17 protein-coding genes and 3 pseudogenes are annotated in these 21,435 nt (G+C 61.3%); 11 read left to right on the top strand and 9 right to left on the bottom strand.

The features are described from left to right. Nucleotides 1-19: 19 nt before the first annotated feature. From VOI29_RS06510 to VOI29_RS06485, 6 genes are all read right to left on the bottom strand, one after another. Nucleotides 20-1,099: an ABC transporter ATP-binding protein gene (locus tag VOI29_RS06510; RefSeq protein WP_323776945.1), complete on the bottom strand. Its 1,080-nt coding sequence runs from the start codon at nucleotides 1,097-1,099 to the stop codon at nucleotides 20-22. Next, the gene (locus tag VOI29_RS06505; RefSeq protein WP_323776943.1) at nucleotides 1,092-2,825 is read right to left on the bottom strand and encodes an iron ABC transporter permease; all 1,734 of its coding nucleotides are present in this window, start codon (nucleotides 2,823-2,825) and stop codon (nucleotides 1,092-1,094) included. Before VOI29_RS06505 ends, VOI29_RS06510 begins: the two co-directional genes overlap by 8 nt. 60 nt (nucleotides 2,826-2,885) lie before the next feature. Then, a complete protein-coding gene (locus tag VOI29_RS06500; protein ID WP_323776941.1) occupies nucleotides 2,886-3,977 on the bottom strand; it encodes an ABC transporter substrate-binding protein in 1,092 nt (363 codons plus the stop codon). Next, on the bottom strand, nucleotides 3,974-4,822 hold the full coding sequence (locus VOI29_RS06495) for an alpha/beta hydrolase (protein WP_323776939.1): 849 nt from the start codon (nucleotides 4,820-4,822) through the stop codon (nucleotides 3,974-3,976). The genes VOI29_RS06500 and VOI29_RS06495 overlap by 4 nt, the downstream gene beginning before the upstream one ends. Nucleotides 4,823-4,915: 93 nt before the next feature. After that, nucleotides 4,916-5,746 (bottom strand): carbon-nitrogen hydrolase family protein, encoded by an 831-nt coding sequence (locus VOI29_RS06490; protein WP_323776937.1) that lies wholly within the window; start codon nucleotides 5,744-5,746, stop codon nucleotides 4,916-4,918. Beyond that, nucleotides 5,743-6,648, bottom strand: a complete 906-nt coding sequence (locus tag VOI29_RS06485; protein WP_323776935.1) for a proline iminopeptidase-family hydrolase — start codon at nucleotides 6,646-6,648, stop codon at nucleotides 5,743-5,745. Before VOI29_RS06485 ends, VOI29_RS06490 begins: the two co-directional genes overlap by 4 nt. A 231-nt stretch (nucleotides 6,649-6,879) precedes the next feature. Between VOI29_RS06485 and VOI29_RS24585 the strand changes: the two are divergent. After that, nucleotides 6,880-7,428: pseudogene (locus VOI29_RS24585) on the top strand (aldolase/citrate lyase family protein); the annotation flags it as partial. Here VOI29_RS24585 and VOI29_RS06470 read toward each other — a convergent pair. Both VOI29_RS06470 and VOI29_RS06465 read right to left on the bottom strand, forming a co-directional pair. Continuing rightward, a complete protein-coding gene (locus VOI29_RS06470; RefSeq protein ID WP_323776933.1) occupies nucleotides 7,410-8,099 on the bottom strand; it encodes a helix-turn-helix transcriptional regulator in 690 nt (229 codons plus the stop codon). The pseudogene VOI29_RS24585 and the gene VOI29_RS06470 sit on opposite strands and share 19 nt — an antisense overlap. 5 nt (nucleotides 8,100-8,104) lie before the next feature. Continuing rightward, on the bottom strand, nucleotides 8,105-8,779 hold the full coding sequence (locus VOI29_RS06465; RefSeq protein WP_323776931.1) for an RraA family protein: 675 nt from the start codon (nucleotides 8,777-8,779) through the stop codon (nucleotides 8,105-8,107). A 105-nt stretch (nucleotides 8,780-8,884) separates the two neighbouring features. Here VOI29_RS06465 and VOI29_RS06460 point away from each other — a divergent pair, with 105 nt between their 5' ends. The 5 genes from VOI29_RS06460 (at nucleotide 8,885) to VOI29_RS06440 (ending at nucleotide 14,253) form a co-directional block, all read left to right on the top strand. Next, nucleotides 8,885-9,769, top strand: coding sequence for a LysR family transcriptional regulator (locus VOI29_RS06460; protein ID WP_323776929.1), 885 nt, complete (start codon nucleotides 8,885-8,887; stop codon nucleotides 9,767-9,769). Nucleotides 9,770-10,165: 396 nt separating this feature from the next. Continuing rightward, on the top strand, nucleotides 10,166-11,167 hold the full coding sequence (locus tag VOI29_RS06455; protein ID WP_323776927.1) for a TRAP transporter substrate-binding protein: 1,002 nt from the start codon (nucleotides 10,166-10,168) through the stop codon (nucleotides 11,165-11,167). Between the two features lie 237 nt (nucleotides 11,168-11,404). Further along, a complete protein-coding gene (locus tag VOI29_RS06450) occupies nucleotides 11,405-12,445 on the top strand; it encodes an IS481 family transposase (RefSeq protein ID WP_323776925.1) in 1,041 nt (346 codons plus the stop codon). A 78-nt stretch (nucleotides 12,446-12,523) separates the two neighbouring features. After that, nucleotides 12,524-12,967 carry a TRAP transporter small permease subunit gene (locus VOI29_RS06445; protein ID WP_323776923.1) on the top strand — a complete coding sequence of 148 codons (444 nt, stop codon included), beginning with the start codon at nucleotides 12,524-12,526 and terminating at the stop codon, nucleotides 12,965-12,967. Between the two features lie 2 nt (nucleotides 12,968-12,969). Next, the gene (locus VOI29_RS06440; RefSeq protein WP_323776921.1) at nucleotides 12,970-14,253 is read left to right on the top strand and encodes a TRAP transporter large permease; all 1,284 of its coding nucleotides are present in this window, start codon (nucleotides 12,970-12,972) and stop codon (nucleotides 14,251-14,253) included. Nucleotides 14,254-14,271: 18 nt separating this feature from the next. Here VOI29_RS06440 and VOI29_RS06435 read toward each other — a convergent pair. Then, nucleotides 14,272-14,418 (bottom strand): annotated as a pseudogene (locus tag VOI29_RS06435) (IS481 family transposase); the annotation flags it as partial. A 93-nt stretch (nucleotides 14,419-14,511) separates the two neighbouring features. Here VOI29_RS06435 and VOI29_RS06430 point away from each other — a divergent pair. From VOI29_RS06430 to VOI29_RS06410, 5 genes and pseudogenes are all read left to right on the top strand, one after another. Beyond that, nucleotides 14,512-15,633, top strand: a complete 1,122-nt coding sequence (locus VOI29_RS06430) for a LysR substrate-binding domain-containing protein (protein WP_323776953.1) — start codon at nucleotides 14,512-14,514, stop codon at nucleotides 15,631-15,633. Nucleotides 15,634-15,724: 91 nt separating this feature from the next. After that, complete coding sequence (locus VOI29_RS06425) at nucleotides 15,725-17,278, top strand: trimethylamine methyltransferase family protein (protein ID WP_416361489.1); 1,554 nt, start codon at nucleotides 15,725-15,727, stop codon at nucleotides 17,276-17,278. Nucleotides 17,279-17,300: 22 nt separating this feature from the next. Further along, nucleotides 17,301-19,709 carry an FAD-dependent oxidoreductase gene (locus VOI29_RS06420; protein WP_323776917.1) on the top strand — a complete coding sequence of 803 codons (2,409 nt, stop codon included), beginning with the start codon at nucleotides 17,301-17,303 and terminating at the stop codon, nucleotides 19,707-19,709. 311 nt (nucleotides 19,710-20,020) lie between these two features. Next, nucleotides 20,021-20,587: pseudogene (locus VOI29_RS06415) on the top strand (IS5 family transposase); the annotation flags it as partial. A gap of 118 nt (nucleotides 20,588-20,705) precedes the next feature. Then, nucleotides 20,706-20,921 (top strand): transposase, encoded by a 216-nt coding sequence (locus VOI29_RS06410; protein WP_323776915.1) that lies wholly within the window; start codon nucleotides 20,706-20,708, stop codon nucleotides 20,919-20,921. Nucleotides 20,922-21,435: the final 514 nt, after the last annotated feature.

Below are 21,435 nucleotides of genomic sequence, written 5' to 3'. Positions count from 1 at the left end.
TTGAAACCGCCGGCGGGTATTAATCCGCCTGTTGCCGGGAGAAGATCACCGCGTCCTGCTGGCGAACCCAAATCCGCCCGGGGCCGCGCGGCTGCGGTTCGTCCACACTCAACCGGATCGTGACCCCGGCCACATGCACGTCCTGTTCGAAGTGATCGCCCAGATAGCTCTCGGCCCCGAACTCGACCGTAACTTCTGATGCGTCCTCGCAGGCCTCATGGCGGATGAGATGCGGGCGCACGGCCAGAAGCTGCTTGCCGGAAACCAGCCCGCCTACTGGCGCCCGGCCCCGGATCGGCTGACCATCGGCCAAAGTCACGGTGCAGGCGCCCGGCTCTGTCACGGCGCTGCCGGTGACCTCCAGCAGGTTGGCGTTGCCGATAAAGCTGGCGGCAAAGGGGTGTTGCGGGTCGCGGTAGATGTCTTTGGGCGGGCCCAGCTGGATCACCTTGCCGCCGCGCATCACCACAATCCGGTCAGACATCGCCAGCGCTTCGTCCTGGTCGTGGGTCACGTAGATCGTAGTGAGCCCCAGTTCGCGCTGAATGTCCTTGAGCCACACCCGCGCCTGCTGGCGCAGCTGCGCATCGAGGTTCGACAGCGGCTCATCCAGCAGCAAAAGCGGCGGGCGGAAGACGATGGCACGCGCCAGTGCGACCCGCTGCTGCTGCCCGCCCGACAGCTCCCCGGGATACCGCTTGGCAAGGCCGCCAAGCTCCACCAGGTCCAGCGCCCCGGCCACACGTTTGTTGCGCTCCGCGGCGGGCACCTTGCGCAGCTTCAATGACATGGCAACGTTGTTTTCAACCGTCATATGCGGCCAGAGCGCATAGCTCTGAAACACCACGCCAAACCCGCGCGCTTCGGGGGGCAAATAGGTGCCAGTACCGGCATCCACCAGCACCCGGCCACCAAAGGTAATGCGCCCCCGCGTGGGCTGGTCCAACCCGGCAATCGAGGCCAGCGTAGTGGATTTGCCACAGCCCGAGGGGCCCAGAAGCGTCAGGAATTCACCCTCAGAAACGGTGAGGTTCAGCGAGTCGATGGCCAGCGCCGCGCCATAGCGGCGTGACACATCGGAGAGAACAAGTTCAGTCATAGATCTTAACCTTGAAGAGGAAGCGGGCGAGGAGCAGCAGCTTAGCGACCAGCACGATCTGGAAGGCGGCAAAGGCCGCAAGCACGCCCACATCGCCATTGGTCCAGAGCGACAGCATCGACACCCCCATGACCTCCAGCCCCGGTGCCATCAGGAAGATGGCGATGATGTAGGATTTCAGGTGGAACACAAAAAGCAGGATGAAACTGCCGAGCAGCGCCGGTTTCAGGAGCGGCAGCAACACAATACGCATCGCATCGCTCCAGTCCGCCCCAACCGTGCGTGCCGCCCGGTCCAGATCCCGCCCGATCTGCACAATGGCGGGCTGGATCACCCCCATCGCCAGCGGCAGGGTCGCCATCACATAGGCCACCACGATGATGCCGATATTCCCCCTGAGCCAGCCCATCGGCGGCAGGATCACGGCGGCATAGAACACGCCCAGACCGGTGATCATGCCGGGCACGATGCGCGGCGAATAGGCCAGCGCCTCCAGCGTGGCGGAGAAGCGAAAGTCGGATCGCTGGATCACCAGCGACACCGCCACCGCAAGCACGGTGCCCAGCCCCGCCGACAGAAGCGCGATCTCCACCGTGTTCCAGATCGCGCGTATATTGGCCTCATCAGCGAACAGCTTATCAAAGTTGTTGAGCGTCAGCACTTTGGAGACAGGCACCAGCGGCGACAGGAAGGAGGTAAACGCACGCAGGATGATGCCCGCAATCGGCACCACTACTGTCGCCACCAATACCGTCGCGAACAGGATCGCCAGCGGCCAGCGCAGCTTGCCCAGTCCCAGCACCATCGGACGAGAGCCCTTGCCCTTCACGGTCTCGAAGCGGTGGCCATGGCGCAGCAGCATGCGTTGCAGCATCAGGGTCGAGCCCACCAGGGTCATCAGCAACAGAGAGGAAGCCGCAACCAGCCCGTGATTGGGGCTGGAGGCCGCGACGCCCTCGGCATAGAGGAAGGTCGAGAGGGTATCGATCCGGGCCGGACGCGCCAGAAACAGAGGGATAGACAGGGTCTCAACAGCGATCACAAGATTGAGCGCCGTTGAGGTGATGATCGAGGGGATCATCAGCGGCAGCGTCACCTTGCGCAGCACCTGCAGCGGCCCAGCGCCCGTGGTGCGTGCCGCGCTTTCCAGCGTCGAATCCACCGAACGTACCGCCCCATAGAGACAATAGAGATAGGCCAGCGGTGCCTGACTGATCCCGGCCACCACCGACATACCCGCGATGGAATAGAGGTTCCACGGGGCCTCGCCGGTGCTTTGCGCGATCATCTGGGTGACAAAACCCGAGGGGCCGTAAATGATCACCCAGCCCAGCGCAAAGATCAGATGCGACAGATAAAGCGGCCACATCAGTACATCGCCCATGACCTTGCGCCCCGGCATGTCAGTGCGCCCGATCAGCAGGGCGGCAGCGATGCCCAGCACCTCGGCGATGATGACGCTGAACAGTGCAAACAGCCCGGTGGTCAGCGCAATGCGGCCAATGCGTTCCGACTGGAAGATTTGCGCGATATTGCCAAAGGTGAACTGCCAGTCATCCGCATAAAGCGGGCGATCAACGACCACTTGCAACAGAATGGGCAACGCGGGCGCCAGCATCAGCGACGCCGTGACCAGAAAAATCAGCCACTGGATAAGCCGCGCCCGGTCAAACGGCGGCGAGGTTGCCGTGCCGTGGTGGGGGGCGGTCCTGGATAGGAATGCCATCGGGAAGGGGGCCTTTCAAACGGGGCCGGTTGCGCAGGCGCACACCAGCCCCCGGAGATATTACATATTGAACGCTTCGCCCCAGCGGGCGTTAAACTCTTTGAAGCCTGCGATCATGCTAGGGTCATAGTCGATCAGGATGAGGTTCTCTTCACCGCCAATAGCCTCGATCACGTCATCCAGTGCGTACGCATCCGCGGCCTCTGGCGTGACGCCCGGGCGGTAAGCGGTAAGGCTGCCTGCGCTGACGGCCTGCTGGCCCGGCTCGGAAAGAACGAAATCCAGAAACACCCGTGCAGCCGCCGCATTCGGTGCACTCTGGGTGATACCCATGCCACGCAGAAACACCGGGGTGCCGTCAGAGGGGAAGGTCCAGCCCAGAACAGCCTCCAGCCCGTCTTTCATCTTGCCAAAGACCACCGGCCCCGAGACAAAGAACGAAGACGACAGCTCGCCCGTCAGCGTGCGCTCGATCATGCCACCGGCCCCGCCGCCCGGTCGGGTCAGCGGCCCGGCAGAGGCAAACCAGTTCCATGCAGCGTCGCCATGATGCTGGGTGAAGGCATAGCCGATGGAGCCACCAAAGGCATAACGCCCGTCATAGGTGCCCACCTTGCCCTTGAAGAGCGAAGGATGCGCGGTGATATTGGCGAAATACGCCTCCATCGAGCTGGCTTGCAGCTCCTCGGGCACGGTGATCTTGTTGTAGATCGTCACCATCGGATCGGCAGAAAACGTAAAAAGGCCAGGTTTGGGATAGGACCATTCCGGCAGGTTCGCCCGCTCGGGCGAGGCGTAGTCGGCGATTATGCCATCCTCAACAGCACGGATCCAATCGGGGATAGAATTGGCGATGATAAGGTCCGCACTTTCAACCCCGGTGCCCACCTCCGCCTCATAGCGCGAGAAAGCCTCCGACGGACCCATCTCGATCGATTCCACGGTGATATTGGGATAGGCTTCGCCAAAGGCCTCCACTACGGGACCGAGGTTGGTGTTGGAAAGATTGGTGTAGATCAGCAAAGAGCCCTCAGTCCCGGCTGCGCTGATCAGTTCTGCATAGCCAGCCGGGTAACCCTCGGGAATGGCCTGCGCCTGCGCCACGCCTGCGGCTAACAGGGCTGCCGTTCCGGTGATCCAGAAACCTGTCATCTGTGTCTCCTGTCGGATTTTGAAAGAGTGCTTGCTTCTTTTTTGGTCAACCAGTCGCGCAGGATCGCTGCGGCGGCCTCAATGCAGGGGGCAAGCTTATGCCCCACACCGGGAAGTTCTGCGTAAGTGACGGGCGCGCCGTGGGCGCTGAGGCTCCGGTGCAGAGCGCGGGCCTTGTCGATGCGGGTTTCCCCGGCCAAGCCTGCGTCCCTCGCGCCGAATTTCGTCCCAACCGCGCGCGAGACCATGCCTGCGGCGCGATCTTGGGCCCCGACAAGAATTGCTGTACGCAATGTCATCAGCGCTTCGAAACCAGGTTCGGCGCCCACCGCTTGGACGGCCCCCCGGAGGCCCGGCCACCAATCCACATCCTCGCGCAGGAGCGTCACCCCACCGGGGGCTGCAAGGATCAACCCATCCAGCTGCGCCGCTCGAAACAGCGCATAACGCTGCGCAAACTGCGCCCCGCCCGAAAAGCCGAACAGCCAGATCTGGCGCGGCGCGGCGCCCAACCGCGTCAGCGCCTCCGCAAGGATAAGGTCCATCAGCGTCAGGTAGTCCGCACCACCCGCGGTCAGGAATTTGTAATCATCGCCGGTGTTTTCCCCGTCAATCTCGGCTGGAAACAGCGGTGCAAGGACAGATACCTGCCCCTCAAGCCCCAGCCCCGCCATCAGGCAACGAATATTGCGGTCACTGCCATGCGCTGCGATCAGCAAGGGCGCACCCGGTGTGACTGCGCGCTGCAAGGCATAGCGCCACGGGGCATCCGTCAATTGATAGACCGGCAGGCCCGCCAATGGGTCAGGTTTGGAGTGACACGCCTCAGAGCGGCTCGTTGTCATGCGGGACCTCTTGGATGGGAAACTACACTGCACCTGCGCGCATGCCGCAGGTGGCTGGCGGAGGTGTCGCGGGGCACTGCGGGCAGGCCCATTTTACACCTCATGGGTCACCTCGCCGATCTCGCGGGTCTGTGCAAGCACCGGCAGTCGGCGGCGGGTTTCGGTGACCTGTGCCGGGTCGATATCGGCCAAAATCACGCCGGGTTCATCACCTGCTGCGGCCAGCACCTCTCCCATGGGCGAGATGATCCGCGATTGACCATGGGTGCGCAGCCCGTCACGGGTGCCAGATTGCGCAGCTGCCACCACATAAGATCCGGTCTCGATCGCGCGCGCTTTCAACAGCGGCTCCCAATGCAAGGGGCCGGTGATTGGCGAGAACGACGCCGGGATCATCAGCACCGAAGCGCCCGCGCTGGCCAGCGCCCGGAAGAGATAGGAAAACCGCAGATCATAGCAGATCGACAGGCCCAGCTTCAGCCCGTCCGCCTCGCAGGTGATGGCACCGCGCTGCCCCGGTGCCACCGCGCGGCTCTCGATGAAATCGCCCGCCCCGCCCAGCGCAACGTCGAATGTGTGCAGCTTGTCATAGCGCGCCGTGATCGCCCCTGCGGGCGAAATCATATGGCCGCGATTCCAGATGCGGCTGCCCTCTTCAGCGCGCAGCAACAACGATCCGGTGTGGAGCCAGACACCCAGCTCCTGCGCCAGCGTCTGACAGAGCGCAAGCGTGCTGTCCTCAGCTTCTGGGAGGCAGCGCGCGGGATACTCCATCTGGTCGCGCAGCAGGATATTGGCGGCCTCCGGCAGGCTGATCACGCGCGCGCCCTGCCCTGCGGCCTCGCGCACAAGTGCCTCAATCACGGCATTGTTCGCGGCGACATCCGCTGTCGAGCACATCTGAACTGCGGCAAAACGGGTCATTTTGTGCTCCGATCCAAGAAAGAAGACACCACCTGCATACAGAGCTCATGCTCCTCCACATGCGGCATGTGGCTGGATTGGCCGAGGATCAGCCATTGCGCGCCAGGAATGCGGGTGGAATAAGCTTCGGCGGCGCGCGGCGTGGCCTCGTCAAAGCGTCCGGTTAGAACCAGCGTCGGCACATCAATGAGATGCAGCCGGTCCTCGATGGTCCAATCCTTCAGCGAACCGATGACGTGGAATTCCGTCGGGCCATTCATGGTACGATAGACGGTGGGATCAGCGGCCACCGCATCAAAGGTTGCCACCACCTCTGGCGGCCAAGGATCAAGACGGCAGACATGGTTGCGATAGAACACATCGCTGGCGGCCACATAGTCGGGATGATCGAAATCGCCCGCCTCTTCATGCTTGAGCAAGGTCTCATGCACACCGCCCGGCAGCGCACGGCGCAGGCGCAGCGCCTCTTCGGCCCAAGTGGGAAAGGAACTGGGTGAATTTGCGATCACCAGCGCTTTCAGCCCCACAGGACGGCACACCGCATGTTCCGCCGCCAGCATGCCGCCCCAGCTTTGCCCCAGCAGGCAATAGCCATCGGCTATGCCCAGATGCGCCAGCAATGTGTCGAGTTCGTCGAGGAACAGATCTACGGTCCAGAACTCAGCCGGGGCCTCCGGCAGATGGGTTGAGCGCCCGTTGCCCAGCTGGTCGTAGTGGATCACCGCGCGGCCTGTGGCGGCGATGGTCTTATAGGCATCGACATAATCATGCGTGCAGCCCGGACCGCCATGCGCCACCACCAGCGGCAGTGCTGCACTGTCCAGATCACCAGTCACCCGGTACCAGGTCTGGTGCTCACCAAAGGCGCAATAGCCCTCATGGGCCTTCGGGGTATCGTACATGGCGCGGCTCCTTGAATTGGCCCCGGCGCTGAGGGGCGGTGCGATATTCAGGTAAAACTGCCGCAGCCTGCCACCCGCCAACAAGCTGCAAGATATTGCAGGATGCCGCCCGTCCCGCCGCGCGTTCCCCTCGCGCAAAACCAGAGAAGCACCATGAAACCCCTGCGCCAAAACTTTCTGAGCGGAAGCCGCCTGCCCGGCGGCTTTTAGTTCCTTGCCACCCCCGACGTCGATAAGGTGATGGCGCAGACTGGCTCTCCCCTGCTGATCGTCGACCGCGAACATGCGGCCGCCGGGGTGGGCGCTGCCCTGCATGAGCTGCGCGCCATTCGCTCCACTTCGGACGCCTTTGAGATTGCCTGGGCCCGTGATGGCTCCGCCGGGGCGATCAGGCAGCTTCTGGATGCCGGGTTTGACGGCATCATGGTGGCCGATGTGCAATCGGGTGCGGAGGCCCGCGCCATTGCCAGGGCCGTGCGTTATGGACCTGTGGGTTGTCGCGGGCCGCAGTTCACCGTCTCGCGTGCTGCCCGCTAGGGGGCCGACAGCTATCAGCCGCGCAGGCCCAGCGACTCGCTGCTTGTCGCCGTCATGATCGAAAGCCGCGCAGGGTTGGAGGCCATCCCCGAAATCGCAGCGGTGGAGGGCATCGACCTGCTGTTCCTCGGCCCGCTGAACCTGACCAGCCCCTATGGCATATCCGGTGATCTCGCCTCGCCCGAATTGGCGCAAGCTCTGCGTGACGCCGCCGCGCGTGCGGTTCAGTCGATCCAGCCCTGACGGGTGGCGATCGCAACCGCATGGCTGCGATTGCGCGCCCCGAGTTTGGACGCCGCAGCCTGCAGATGTTTGACCACCATGCTCTCGGATCGATCCAGTTCATGCGCGATCTGTTTCGCGGACAGTCCCGCTGCTGTGTGGCTCAGGCATTCGGCCTCGCGCAGGGTGAGCGGCCCGCGCGCCAGCCGCAGTTCTGATGAGATCCGATCCTGCAGCTGAAACGCCTGCAGCGCAAAGCGCGCGAGCATATCCATATCTGCACGCCCCTCGACAAAGGCGGACAGCGTCGCAAATCCCCGCCCCGGCAGATGCAGTGGCACGGTCATCCCCCGCCCCAGCATCCAGTCCAGCAGCCGCTCACGCACCTCGCGCACCCCGCCAAGGCCCAAATCCTCACGAATGACCGAGCACTCCTCGGCGTGATAGCTCCAGACGAAGGGGTTCAGAATCTGCGAGGCACGCCGCTGCACCGGATCAGCGCGATAGAGCAACCGGCCACACCAATCGTCCACCAGCAACGCCCCTGCACCGCGCGCCTCGACAATTTCGGGCAGCGCAAAACGGGCCGGGTCATGGGAAAAGGGTACCGGGGAATAGTCATAGACCAATCCCTGTACATGCGGGCCAAGGTCTGCATAGACCTCATCCACCAGATCCGCGACGGCGCCCATCCCGCTCAGCCCGCCTGCGCTGTCAGCCGCGCGACCATTTCGCTCGCACCAGATAGATCGCCAATCCGCTCGCCGCGCGCGACGCCCGCGATGGTCGTGTCGGTGAGCGCTTGCAGCGTCTCAGCCTGCGCCAGAACCTCGGGCAATTCCACCGCGTGGATCGACACCACGCCGAGCCCATCGGCAAGGATCGCATCCCCCGCGAGCACCGGCACACCACCAGCGCAGACCGGACGGTTCAACGCCCCGCCCTGCCCCGTCAGCCGCGTGGTCTGCGCCGAGGCCCCGCGACTAAAGATGGGCAAGCCCAGCGCCGCCAACTCGGCCGTGTCGGTATGGCAGCCATCAATCACCACCGCAGCCGCGCCGGAATTGCGGATCGCCATGGCGACCCCACCACCCAGACAGGCCGCCTTGTGCTCACCGCAGCGGTCGATGACCAGAACATCCCCCTGCCGCAGCAGCCCTGCCGCATGGTGCAACAAGGTCGAGTCAAACCCCGGCAGTGTCAGCGTCACTGCCGTCCCCACCACGCGCGGCGTGGCAGCAACCGGACGGATCGCCGGGTCCAGCATGCCGCGATAGAGGAAATGCCCCAGCAGCACCGTCTCAAAGGCCTGAAGGCGCGCAAGGCTCTGTTTTGCAATCGCCTGCGGCATAGGGTCGAGGATATAAGCCATCTCAGCTCCAGTTCGTTTTCTTTATCAAATACAAGCTGGCATGGCTGGTTCCACTTGAATTGATGGATCAAGCCGATAGAATTTTTCTATCGCCTGGGAGGCAACATGCAGATTCACAGCCTTCGGACCTTTTATTGGGTCACCCGCCTCAACAGCTTTCGCAGAACCGCCGAAGCGCTCAATATTTCCCAACCCACGGTGTCGTCGCGCATCCGGGGGCTGGAACAGGAGCTGGGAGTGACACTGCTGAGCCGCGACCAGAATCTCGCGCTCACCGAACAAGGCGAAGAGCTGTTGGAATATGCCCGCACCGTCCTGCGCCTGACCGACGATCTGTCGTTTCAGCGCAGCGCAGATGCCAGCGCCAGCCGCCTGCGCCTGGGCGCAAACGGTCCCGTCGCCGCCACATGGCTGATGCCACTGGTGGAACGGATAGAACGCAAGTTCCCCAATCTGCGCGTCGAGATCGAAGTCAACCAAAGCGCGACCCTGCTACGCCACATGTGCTCCGGCCAGCTCGACATCGCCTTCGCCTCAAGCGAGAACCAGAGCTCGGATTTGCGCAGTGCCAAACTGGGGAGTTTCGAGATGGTCTGGACTGCGGCACCAGGTCTCTGTGTTGGGAGGTTGAGCGACGATGACCTCGGCCGGTCGCCTATTATCGGGTACAATTGGGACTCTCCCATGCACAGCTCCACCCACAAACCCGCCTTCGGCCTTGGCAGGCATCGCCGCTTTACCCAGAGTGACAGTCTGTTCATGATGATCCGCATGGCGGTTGAAGGCGCGGGGCTGGCACTGGTTCCAAAGGCAGCCGTGCGCCGTGAGCTGGACAGCCGTCAACTCGTCATCGTGGACCTGGACACGAGGCCGGAATCGCTCTCGGTTTCCATCCTCCGTCAACGCACCAGTGCCAGCACGCTTGTGAAAACCACCGTTAGATACGCCCACGAAGCGATGGCGGAATACAGCGCCCCGACCGAGCAATGAAGGCGCTGTGATCACCTGCAAGATCTTGCAGGTTCAACGAAGCAGATCCTCATGCCATGCTTCCTGGCAGAAAATGGGAGAGGAAAATCATGACAAAGACATTGCAGCAATCCTGCACTCATCGGTCTGATCACCGACCTTTCGTCGCCGCCAATCGGCGGGCCTGCGCCTAACACACAACGCTTTATCGCGTCTGCGACAACGACGCGGCGTCTGATCCAGGACATTTGCCACCCTGCTGTCCGGCCGCCGTCAGGCAACACGGGGTCAGCATTCCTGCGGCGTGACCGTCGCACCGGACACGGCGGACGTTTGCGCACCGAAAACGCCCACGCCCACCACCATTTCGCGCCTGGCCAGCCCAGCCCTGTCTTTTCCACCAACAAGGACATGACCATGATCAAGAAAATAGAAGCATTTCTTTTCTCTGCGATGATCCTCACAATGGCCGCCTCCGCACAGGCCGAAACAACCTGGCGCATGGCGACAAAGATGCCGGCGGACAGTCCCGAAGGGCAGGTCTTCGGGAAATTTGCAGAGTTGACGGAAGAATATACCGATGGCGCGTTGAAAATCGCCATCTACCCAAATGAGCAGCTCGGCAAGGAAAACGCCGTACTGGAACAGCTTCAGGCAAACATCATTCAAGTCTACGCCGAAAGTTACGGCTATATGAAGAAATGGGAACCGGCTTTGGACTGGACGTCCCCTTCCTTCGTGTTCGACGACTATGACCACTGGGTCCGCTTCATGGGGACTGATCTTGTGCAGGGCTGGTTCGACAATGCCGCCGAACAGGCCGGTGTCCGTATGCTGGGGGATCTGACGCGCATTTTGCGTGGGCCTTTCCTGGTGACCGTGTCAAACGTGCCGATCGAAACCGCGGCAACCTACCAGGGCCTGAAGCTTCGGATGCACGAGAGCACCCGCGCCATCGACGCCTGGACCGCCCTCGGCGCTGAGGTCATCACCTTGCCCTGGACCGAAGTGTATCAGTCAATTTCCAAGGGCATCGTGCAGGCCGTCAACTCACCGATAGCCCTGGTTGAAGCGATGCGTTTCAACGAAGTGGCACCACATGTCACCCGCATTGATGAATTCTGGCAGTCCATCGGCTTCATGGTCAACGCACAGGCGCTTGAGGCGCTGGACGACGCCACCCGCACTGGGCTGCTAAAGGCCTATGAGGAAGCTGGTGCGTTCTCCCAGACCGCGATGTTCCAAGTGGCCGAAGACAGCATCACCCGCATGAAAGAACAAGGCGTGACCTACTCAGTGCTCGACACCACACCGTTGATCGAAACCATGGCGGACTACTACCGGGAACAGGACGCCGCAGGAAAACTGCCCGCAGGTCTGCTGGATGCAATTGCAGAAACCCGTACCAGCGCCCAATGAGACAGGTTATACAATCTTCTGAGAGCCCCCAGCAGCAGGTTCTCAAACGTCTCGACCGGCTGAACTGGTCCTTGGGAGGGGCCTTTCTCTGGCTGTCTAACCTGAATTAGTCTTGATGTGATCTGACACCGCGCCCTTCTCAGCAAGCTGAAACGGGGGCGGCGCATCTCTTGAAGGAGATGATGGTTGCCCGTTTTGATGGTGGTGCAAACCCAACCACAAAACGAGGAAACCACGATGTTGAATACTACCGACAAGATCATCAAACACAAAACCGGTCTGCTGAACCTGGCCGAGGAATTGGGTAATGTGTCGAAAGCCTGCCAGGTCATGGGCTACAGCCGGGACACATTCTATCGCTATAAGGCGGCGGTTGAAGACGGCGGCGTGGAGGCGCTGTTCGAGCGCACCCGGCGCAAGCCCAATCTGGCGAACCGGGTGGACGAAGTCACGGAACAAGCGGTCATCAAATCCGCCACTGATTTCCCGGCCTATGGCCAGGCCCGCACCTCAAACGAGCTGCGCAAACTGGGTGTGTTTGTCTCGCCCTCGGGTGTCCGGTCGATCTGGCTGCGGCACGATCTGGCGAATTTCAAAACCCGGCTCAAGGCACTGGAGGCCAAGGTCGCCGAAGAAGGCACCATCCTGACCGAAGCGCAGGTGCAGGCGCTGGAAAAGAAGAAGCTGGACGATGAAGCCTGCGGCGAGATCGAGACCGCTCACCCAGGCTATCTCGGGTCACAGGACACGTTCTATGTAGGCACCCTCAAAGGCGTCGGGCGGATCTATCAGCAGACCTACGTCGACACCTATTGCAAGGTGGCGCATGCCAAGCTCTACACCACCAAAACGCCCATCACGGCGGCTGATCTGCTCAACGACCGGGTTCTGCCGTTCCACGAAGAGCACGACCTGCCGGTGCTGCGGATCATGACCGACCGGGGCACGGAATATTGCGGTCGGGCCGACAAGCATGATTACCAGCTCTTCCTGGCGATCAACGACATCGACCATACCAAAACCAAGGTGAAATCGCCCCAGACGAACGGGATCTGCGAGCGGTTCCACAAGACGGTGCTGCAAGAGTTCTACCAGGTTGCGTTCCGCAAGAAGCTCTACGATAGCATCGACGCGCTTCAAACCGATCTCGATGAATGGCTGAATTGCTACAACCACGAACGCACTCATCAGGGCAAAATGTGTTGCGGCAGAACGCCGTTCCAGACCATGATCGAGGGCAAGGAAATCTGGAAGGGAAAGTTCCTGAACCAAACCTGACCTGACAGACGCCGCCGGAAATCCGGGCAACTGTCAGATCACATCTGAACCACTACATCTAACCTCTGTCTTCTGGCGATGCTTGGCCTGACCGCCGCCACCATCATGCTGCGACCTATGGGGCTCGCTCCCTATTGGATGTGGCCTTGGACAATGGTCTTTTTCATCTGGCTCAGTTTCTTTGGCTTTTTTGCGCTCTATGCCCGCCTCAAGGACGTTCGCATAACCTTCCTGGCGCAACACATGGGCCGCAAAGGCATGGCCGTGACACGCATCATTTCCGATTTCGCGGCGCTCTTTCTGGTCGGTATGCTCCTGATGCAGCTGCCCGCCGTGCTGGCCACCTCCACCGGTGTCTATGATGGGGCCATCTTGCCTTCGGGGCACGAATTACCCCGCCTGGCCCTGTCGATCCCATTGTTCTTGTCCGCTGCACTGATTGCGGTCACCTCAGCGGTCGATCTTGCCAAAATGGGGCTTGGCCTGCCTGAGAACACCGCTTCCCCCCATCTGGAGACCTGAAAATGGCGTGGATTCTCTTTGGATCTTTCATTGCTCTGATCTTGCTCCGTGTCCCGATCTCAATTTCAATCGGCACGGCGACGCTTCTGACCTTCCTCTTCTCCGATTTCTCCAGCGCCCTGCAAATCATCCCTCAACAAATGCTGGAAGGCGTAAACAAAGCATCGTTGACTGCGGTGCCCTTCTTCATCATGGCCGGAAACCTGATGAATGCGACCGGCGTCACCGAGCGGATCTTCAACTTTGCAAATGCGCTCGTGGGACATCTGAAGGCAGGGCTCGCACAGGTGAATATTTTGTCTTCCATGATCTTCGCCGGCATCTCGGGAGCAGCAGTGGCCGATTGCGCAGGATTGGGCGCAATTGAGATCAAGGCGATGCGCGAACGGGGGTACAAACCGGATTTCGCCGCTGCGATCACGGTTGCTTCTTCGGTTGTCGGGCCGTTGATTCCGCCTTCCATCGGCCTTGTCCTCTATGCCTTTCTCGCACAGCAATCCATCGAACGGATGTTTCTGGCCGGGTTGATACCAGGCCTGCTCGTGGGGGTGTCGCTGATGCTGTATGTCCGCCTTCGCGCGGAAACGCAGGCGTTTCCGACCCAGCCCGCGGCCTCTGTGCAGGAAGTCATCGCCACCGCAAAACACGGTGTTCTGGCGCTGGTTGCCCCGGCAATCATCCTTGGGTCGATCATGTTTGGCCTGGTCACCGCAACCGAAGCCGGTGTGCTGGCCTGCCTCTACTGCGCGGCGATTGGTTTGTGGTACCGCGAACTGACCTGGCAAAAATTCTTTGACGCACTGTCAGATACGGCGATGATGACTGCTGTCATCATGATCATCATCTCTTTTTCCATCGCGATGGGCTGGCTTCTGGCCATTGACCAGACACCGCAAAAACTGGCCAGCGCGGTCTTTTCGCTGACCCAGAACAAGCACATCTTCCTGGCGCTCTTGCTGCTGTTTGTGATCGTCATCGGCTGCGTGGTTGAAGGCGTGCCAGCCATGCTGATCCTCGTGCCGACCCTTTTGCCGCTGATTGATGCCTTTGGCATTGATCGTGTGCATTTCGGCATCATCATCCAGCTTGGACTGTTGATTGGCATTGCAACGCCACCAATGGGGATTGGTCTGTACATCGTCTCCGAGGTAGGCCGTGTCCGCTTCGAACAGGTCACGCTGGCGATTTTGCCCATGCTGCTGCCGCTCATTGCGGTTCTGCTGCTGCTGACCTATGTGCCGCAGACCGTCACTTTTCTGCCTGACCTCGTGCTTGGCTCACAATGAGTTAAGAAACTGCGCCGGTTAAGTGTTCAGTCCCGGCGTCTGGTGGATCGGATTTATGATGAAACGATCTGGCTCGGCTGTCCAGATTTTGCAGCTGTGTTCACAAGGCGTGAGGCCGCTGAGGCTTTTGAGCCTGCGGGCAAAGTTGTAAGCTGCGGTAAAGTTGCCGGTAAGCGGCGCCTGATCTCACCCAGTGCGGGACAGAGCCGCCTTTTGCTCTTGCCGCTATTGCTGACGCAGAAAACTCCCGCGCCCGCAATGCGAGACTTTCGGCAGCGCGGCGAACTTCCCGTTTGCAGTCATTCGAATCTGCGGAAAGACGCGAGAGTGCAGGCGGAAAATCGGCTGCTAGCAGTTCCGGATTCGCACTGTTGCCTGTATGGACACTGTCCCCTTAGTTCGTGCAACTATTGCGGATCGCCGGTTTGGAACCGCATTACGGCATTGAGGGACCATCAATTGAGGAAATACCAGCTGCCAGCGCTGTCACAGCTTCACACATTTGAAGCTGTTTCCCGGCGGATGAGTTTCACTGCCGCCGCTGACGAGCTCTGCCTGACGCAAAGCGCCGTGAGCCGGCAGATCAAGTCTCTTGAGGAGGATTTGCGCCGGCCGCTTTTCCGGCGGCAGCACCGTGCAATCGAGTTGACACCCGACGGGCAGCTGCTGTTTGAGGCAGTGACGCGCGGGCTGGATGAGATCGCTCAATGTGTAAACAGCCTGCGGACAGAAGGAGAGACACCACAGATCACTGTCGCAGCATCGGTGGCCTTCTCTTACTACTGGCTGATGCCGCGGCTGGAGCGCTTTGCCGAACGCTGCCCCGACGTGGACCTGCGGGTTCTGGCGACAGACCAGAAGGTGGATCTAAGCAACGGCGACGCGGATATCGCGGTGCTTTACGGCGATGGAAACTGGGAGGGTGTCGAGGTCCGGCGGCTGTTCGGCGAGCGCGTTTATCCCGTGTGCAGTCCCGACTATCTGCACAGCCATCCGGAGCTGCGCCGCCCCAGCGATCTGCTGGATCAGACACTTTTGCATCTGGACGGCGGCGGCACGATCTGGGGCGCGGTTGACTGGCAGGTATGGCTGGCGCAGCAAGGCGTCACCGGGCAACCGGTGCGGCGGGGCATCCGACTGAACAGTTATCCGATGGTTCTGCAAGGGGCCGAGGCCGGGCGGGGTGTTGCCCTAGGTTGGAGCTATATCACGGACGAAATGCTGAAAAGCGGACAACTTGTCTGCCCATTGGGTTTACCGTTGGAGACCCGGAACAGCTATTACATCGGCGCATTGCAAGACAAGATGGCGCAGCCGGAGATTACCGACTTCCTGCAATGGATGTTAGAAGAATGCGACCCTGGAGAAGACTTCGCATGATCTGTGGGAATGCCTTGCATTCAATATGATCGTTTGTGCGGGCCGCCGATTCGCAGCTTACTGGACCTCAGAAAACGCCACGAGGTCGCTCATGCCCGCAACCGCTATTCGAAAACCGAACCGCCGAGGCCGTACCAAGCCCGCAGCCGCCCCGGCGGCATCCCCGATCAGCCCGGGAATGACTGGCGGGCGGTACCAGCCCCTCTGCCAGTCAGAGATGGAGCGTATTCATGAGCTGGTGCTGCGGCTTCTGGCGGATCTTGGTCTCAGCCAGGTCACCCCCAGCCTTGAGGCGCGCGCTGTCGCGGCGGGCTGCTGGGTGGATGAGACCGGCCGCCTGCGTTTTCCGCGCGCACTCGTCGAAGACGTGATCGCCCGCACAAGGCGCAAGTTCACCCTGCACGGCATCGACCCGGCGCATGACATCGAAGTCGGCGGCAAGCGCGTGCATGCGGGCACCGGTGGCGCGGCGCCAACGATTATGGATTTCCACAGCGGCAAGTACCGCGAAAGCAGCGTCGCCGATCTCTATGATATCGCGCGGTTGGTGGACCGGATGGACAATATCCACTGGTATCATCGCTCGGTCGTGGCGCGGGATACGAAAACGATCCTCGATCTGGATATCAACACCACCTATGCCTGCCTTTCGGGCACCGCCAAATCCATCGCCGTCAGCTACACCGATAGCGCCAGTATCCGCGCAGTGATGCCGATGCTGGACGCGGTGGCGGGCGGCGAGGGCAAGTTCCGCGAGCGCCCCTTCTGCACTGCTGTCTGTTGCCACGTGGTGCCGCCGATGCGCTTTGCGACCGAAAGCTGCGACGCGCTGGAGGCGGCGGTGGAGGCGGGAATGCCGATCCTGCTCGTGGCGGCAGGCCAGGCCGGGGCGACCGCACCTGCCGCCTTGGCCGGGGCCGTGGCGCAGGCCTGCGCCGAGGTTCTGGCCGGATTGGTTCTGTGCAACATCATCGACCCGAACTGCCGGGGCATCTTTGCCACCTGGCCCTTCGTCAGCGACCTTCGCACCGGCGCGATGTCGGGCGGGTCGGGCGAGCAGGCGCTGCTGTCTGCCGCCTGCGCGCAGATGGCCGGTTTCTACGACCTGCCGAATTCGGTCCCTGCGGGCATGACCGACAGCAAGCTGCCGGATATGCAGGCAGGCGGAGAGAAGGGTTACACAATTTCGCTCGCGGCCCATGCCGGGGCATCGATGATACACGAATGCGCGGGCATGCATGGCAGCCTGATGGGCACAAGTTTTGAGAGCTACGTGCTGGACAATGATCTGATCGGCGCCATCCTGCGCACGGTCAAGGGCGTCGATGTTAGCGAGGACGCGCTAAGTTTCGACGTGATCCGCGACGTTGTGCTGGGCGAAGGCCATTACCTTGGCCACCCGCAGACCTTCAATCGGATGAAGACTGACTACCTTTATCCGGAGATCGCAAACCGGCGCAGCATTAGCGAGTGGGAGGAGGCCGGCGCCCGCGACGCCCGCGAGGTGGCGCGGGACAAGGTGCAAAAGATCCTGGCGGAACATTACCCCCGTCACATTTCTGAGCAACTGGACCGCCAGCTGCGCGACAACTTCAATATCATTCTGCCCCAGGACCGGATGTTCGGCGGCAACGGCGTTTGGTGAGCCAAGCAGGAAAGGAACAGTGATGCAGTCTCATGCAAAGGTGGTGATCGTCGGTGGCGGCATGATGGGGGTGGGCCTCGCCTATCACCTGGCCGAAGAGGGCTGGAAAGACGTGGTGCTGGTCGAGAAGGGTGAGTTGACCTCCGGCTCGACCTGGCACGCGGCAGGCCAGTGCCCAAGCTTCATCGGCAATTACAACATGGCCAAGATCCACCACTACTCCAACACGCTCTACCCGCGTCTGGAGGAGATCACCGGCCAGCCCGCCGGCTGGCATGGCTGCGGCGGTATCCGGCTGGCCACCACGCAGGAAGAGGTGGATTGGTTCAACTATGTCGCCGGGTTTTCGGCCAATGTCGGGTTCCACATGGAAGTCATTGACCCCGACCAGATCAAGGAGCTGAACCCCTGGCTGGAGACCGGCGGCATTCTGGCCGGGGCCTGGACCAATATGGACGGCCATGTGGATCCGTCGAGCGCCTGCAACGCCATGGCTGCAGGGGTGCGGCAGATGGGGGGCACGATCATCCGCCGCAACCGGGTGATGGATATCAAACAGTTTCAGTCGGGTGAATGGGAAGTGGTGACCGAACAAGGCAACATCACCTGTGAACATGTGGTCAATGCCGGGGGCTGCTACGCCCGTGAGGTCGGGCTGTGGGTCGGGCTGGATACGCCGATCACCAATATGGAGCACCATTACCTGGTCACCGAAGCGCTGGACGAGTTCAAGACCTGGGAAGGCGAATTGCCGGTGATGCGCGACCCGGCCACCGCCGGATATTACCGTCAGGAGCAGAAATCGGGCCTCGTCGGCATCTACGAACACTTTGGAGCCAAGGAGGCCTGGGATCATCGCGGCGGCTTCCCGGAATGGGGCAGCGAAAACGAACTGTTCGAAGGCGATATCGACCGGATCGCGCCATGGCTGGAACAGGCCTTCGAGCGCATGCCGATCTTTGCCGAGGCCGGGATCAAGCGCATCATCAACGGCGCAATTCCGCACACGCCTGATGGCAATCCGCTGGCCGGGCCCGCGCCTGGGCTGCGCAATTTCTGGCAATGTTGCGGCTCGTCCATCGGCATCGCGCAAGGCGCGGGCGTCGGCAAGTACCTGGCGCAATGGATGGTCCACGGCGATAGCGAGATCAACATGGCCTGCGTCGATCCGCGCCGCTTCGGCGGCTTCGCCGATCAGGCCTATACCCGCGCCAAGAGTTTTGAGGACTATCACGAGATGTTCGTGACCCCCCTGCCGGGGCGTGAAGCCGCCGCTGGGCGCGATGTGCGCGCGACACCGCTCTATGAGCCGCTCAAGGCCAAGGGCGCGGTCTATTCTCAGGTCTTCGGCTGGGAACGTCCAAAGTATTTCGCGCCCGAGGGCTTTGTCGAAGACCTGCAATTCCGGCGCAACAATACCTTCGGCATCGTGGCCGAGGAATGCCGTGCGGTCCGCGAGCGCGTGGGCATCTGCGATCTGTCAAGTTTTGCCAAGTTCGACGTGACCGGGCCGGGAGCAGAAGCGCTTTTGGACCAGTTGACCGCCAATAAGCTGCCGAAGAAACAGGGCGGTATCACCCTGACCCATGTCCTGTCCGGCAATGGCCGGATCGTCGGTGAATGGACGATTACCCGTCTGGCCGATGACCGCTTCTATGTGCTGACTGGCGCAGGGGCCGAATTGCAAGCGCTCGACCATCTCAGCGTTGCAGGAAACGGCGTGACTGTGACCAATGTGACCGATGAGTTTGGCATCCTGGTTGTGGCCGGCCCCAAGGCGCGCGACGTGTTGCAGCCCCTGACCAAGACGGACCTTTCCACGCCCTCCTTCCGTTGGCTGTCAGGGCAGGAGATTACCATTGCGGGCGTCGCCCTGCGCGCCCTGCGCGTGAACTATGTGGGCGAGCTGGGCTGGGAATTGCACGCCCCGATGACCCAGCTGGCGGAACTCTACTCTGCCATCTGGAAGGCCGGCGAACCCCACGGCATTTCCGATTTCGGCGTCCATGCGGTGAACAGTCTGCGCATGGAGAAAGCCTATCACGGCATGAACACGGAACTGACCAACGAAATCACCCTGATCGAGGCCGACAGCTCTCGCTTCTACGCCCCGGACAAAGGCGACTTTCAGGGGCGCGCGGCGACTGAATCGCTCCGCCAGAAGGGCATCGCCACCAAATTGGTCTATGGCGCGGCCGCGGCAACCGATTGCGACATCTACGGCGGCGAGCCGGTGATGCAAGGAGACAGGGTGGTGGGTGTCTGCACGTCGGGCGGCTACGGTCATGCCACAGGCAAGAGTCTCGGCTTTGCCTATGTCGATCCCGAGGTTGCCGACAAGCTGGAGGTGGTTATCCTGGGCGAGCGCAAGGCCTTTACCTTGCTGGACGCCCCGGTTTGGGACCCCACCAATGAACGCCAGAAGGCATGAGCCGACGCCGTTCCCGGAAAAGGAGCATGAGGTGAAATAACTGCGCGCTGTCCCGGTCTGCCTGTTTGGGAGTGATCTGGGGCAGCGCCTTTATCAATATGAAATGCGCGGCGGCGCTGATCTCGCCGCTTCTACTCCTATATTAATGAACCGGGCTTAAGCGCCACAAAGTTACTCACGGCTGCTTAGGTTCGGACTTCCGCTGTTGGTTGTGATTTCAACATCCGGCAAGAAGGGCTCGAGCACTAGGCCCAGGACCCATTGATTTCCCACTGTCAGCGTGATTCACGGTTCAAAAACGAGCGGTGAATATGTCTGATCTGTTCTGGCTGAGCGATGCGCAACCCATTGCGTTTGGAGCCTTTCTTTCCCAAACCTCATGGCAAGCCGCGTGTCGATGACCGCCACGTGTTGAGCGGGATTATATTCTTCAATCGCAATGGGTTGCGATGGCGCGACGCTCCTGCTGAATACGGTCCCCACAAGACGTTGTATAATCGGTGGAAGCGGTGGAGCGACAAGGGCATCTTCGCGCAGATGATGGCCGGAATGGCTGCCGGGCATGGCGAAGAGAAGACCGTGATGATCGACGCGATCCACCTCAAGGCCCGCCGGACAGCGACCAGCATGGGCGTGAAAAAGGGGGGCGCGGCTGCCTGATCGGCCAGAGTTTGAAGGATCAGGATTTGATTCGGGGGATCAAATGCCCCGATAACGAGCGGCATGAACACGAAGCTGCACGCGATCTGCGACAGCCGGGGCCGACCACTCAGCTTGTTCGTCACTGCCGGGCAGGTCAGCGACGACATCGGGGGCGGGCGTTGTTGAGCAGCCTGCCGGATGCCGGCTGGCTGCCCGGAGGCCGTGGTTCTGACGCGCTGGCTGGGCGATCTGGACGGCAGTAGTGCCGCGATAGGCCTAGAAGCTGGGCCACTGTCGCAATGGCTGCACCGGGGGGCTGACCGAAGCTGGCCGTGATGCTGTGCTGATGGAAACGTGCCGGGTGAAAGGAGCGCTGAACGCCATGCCGATCCGGCGCGCTTCTCCTCTTCGAAGAGAGTTGGTCCAGGGGCCGGTCTGACGCCTGCGCGCAATCAATCCCGCGAACGTGATATATCAGGCGGCACCACCATGGCGGGGGATACCAATCTCAGGCGGCGCTGTGCCAGGCCGCAACGGTCACGAGGAACCGGGGCAGATCGACATGGCTGAGAACATGGGGAGCCCAGCTCGCAGAGCGCCGTGGGCGCAAGTGCGCGATGGTTGACTTGGCTCGCCGTATTGCGGTGATACTCCATCGGATCCGGGCCGATGGCGCAGTATTCCTGCTTAAAACCGCTTGACTGGTACGTCCCCGTTAACGGACTCCTGACCCTAGGAAACGCACTCCCACTACGAGATGGGTATGATCTCGCAGGCAAGCCCCACCCCTGAAAGGTGGGACCGGGACACTGTTAACACTGAGCGGCAAGTTTGGGCTGGCTAGAACCGACCACAGTCGCTGGTGCTGGCTTCGCAGTTCTGTGCCGTCGCAAAACGGCAGTGAGACCATGTTGCCTGATGCTGCGAGGAGCAGGCCTCTGTGGGTGGCTCCTGCATTGCAAGCGTTTTCTGGTGATATTCGCGGTTTATTTGTCAGTACTGTCGTCTGTCCGGCCTCACATGATGATGTCTCCGTCAATGGTATTATTTCTTCATCGGCGCTCGAGGTGAGCTCTCTTTCGGC

Source organism: Leisingera sp. (assembly GCF_034669605.1).
GTDB lineage: Bacteria > Pseudomonadota > Alphaproteobacteria > Rhodobacterales > Rhodobacteraceae > Leisingera.
Note: the sequence above shows the minus strand (reverse complement) of the source record. Positions and strands in the feature narration are given on the sequence as shown.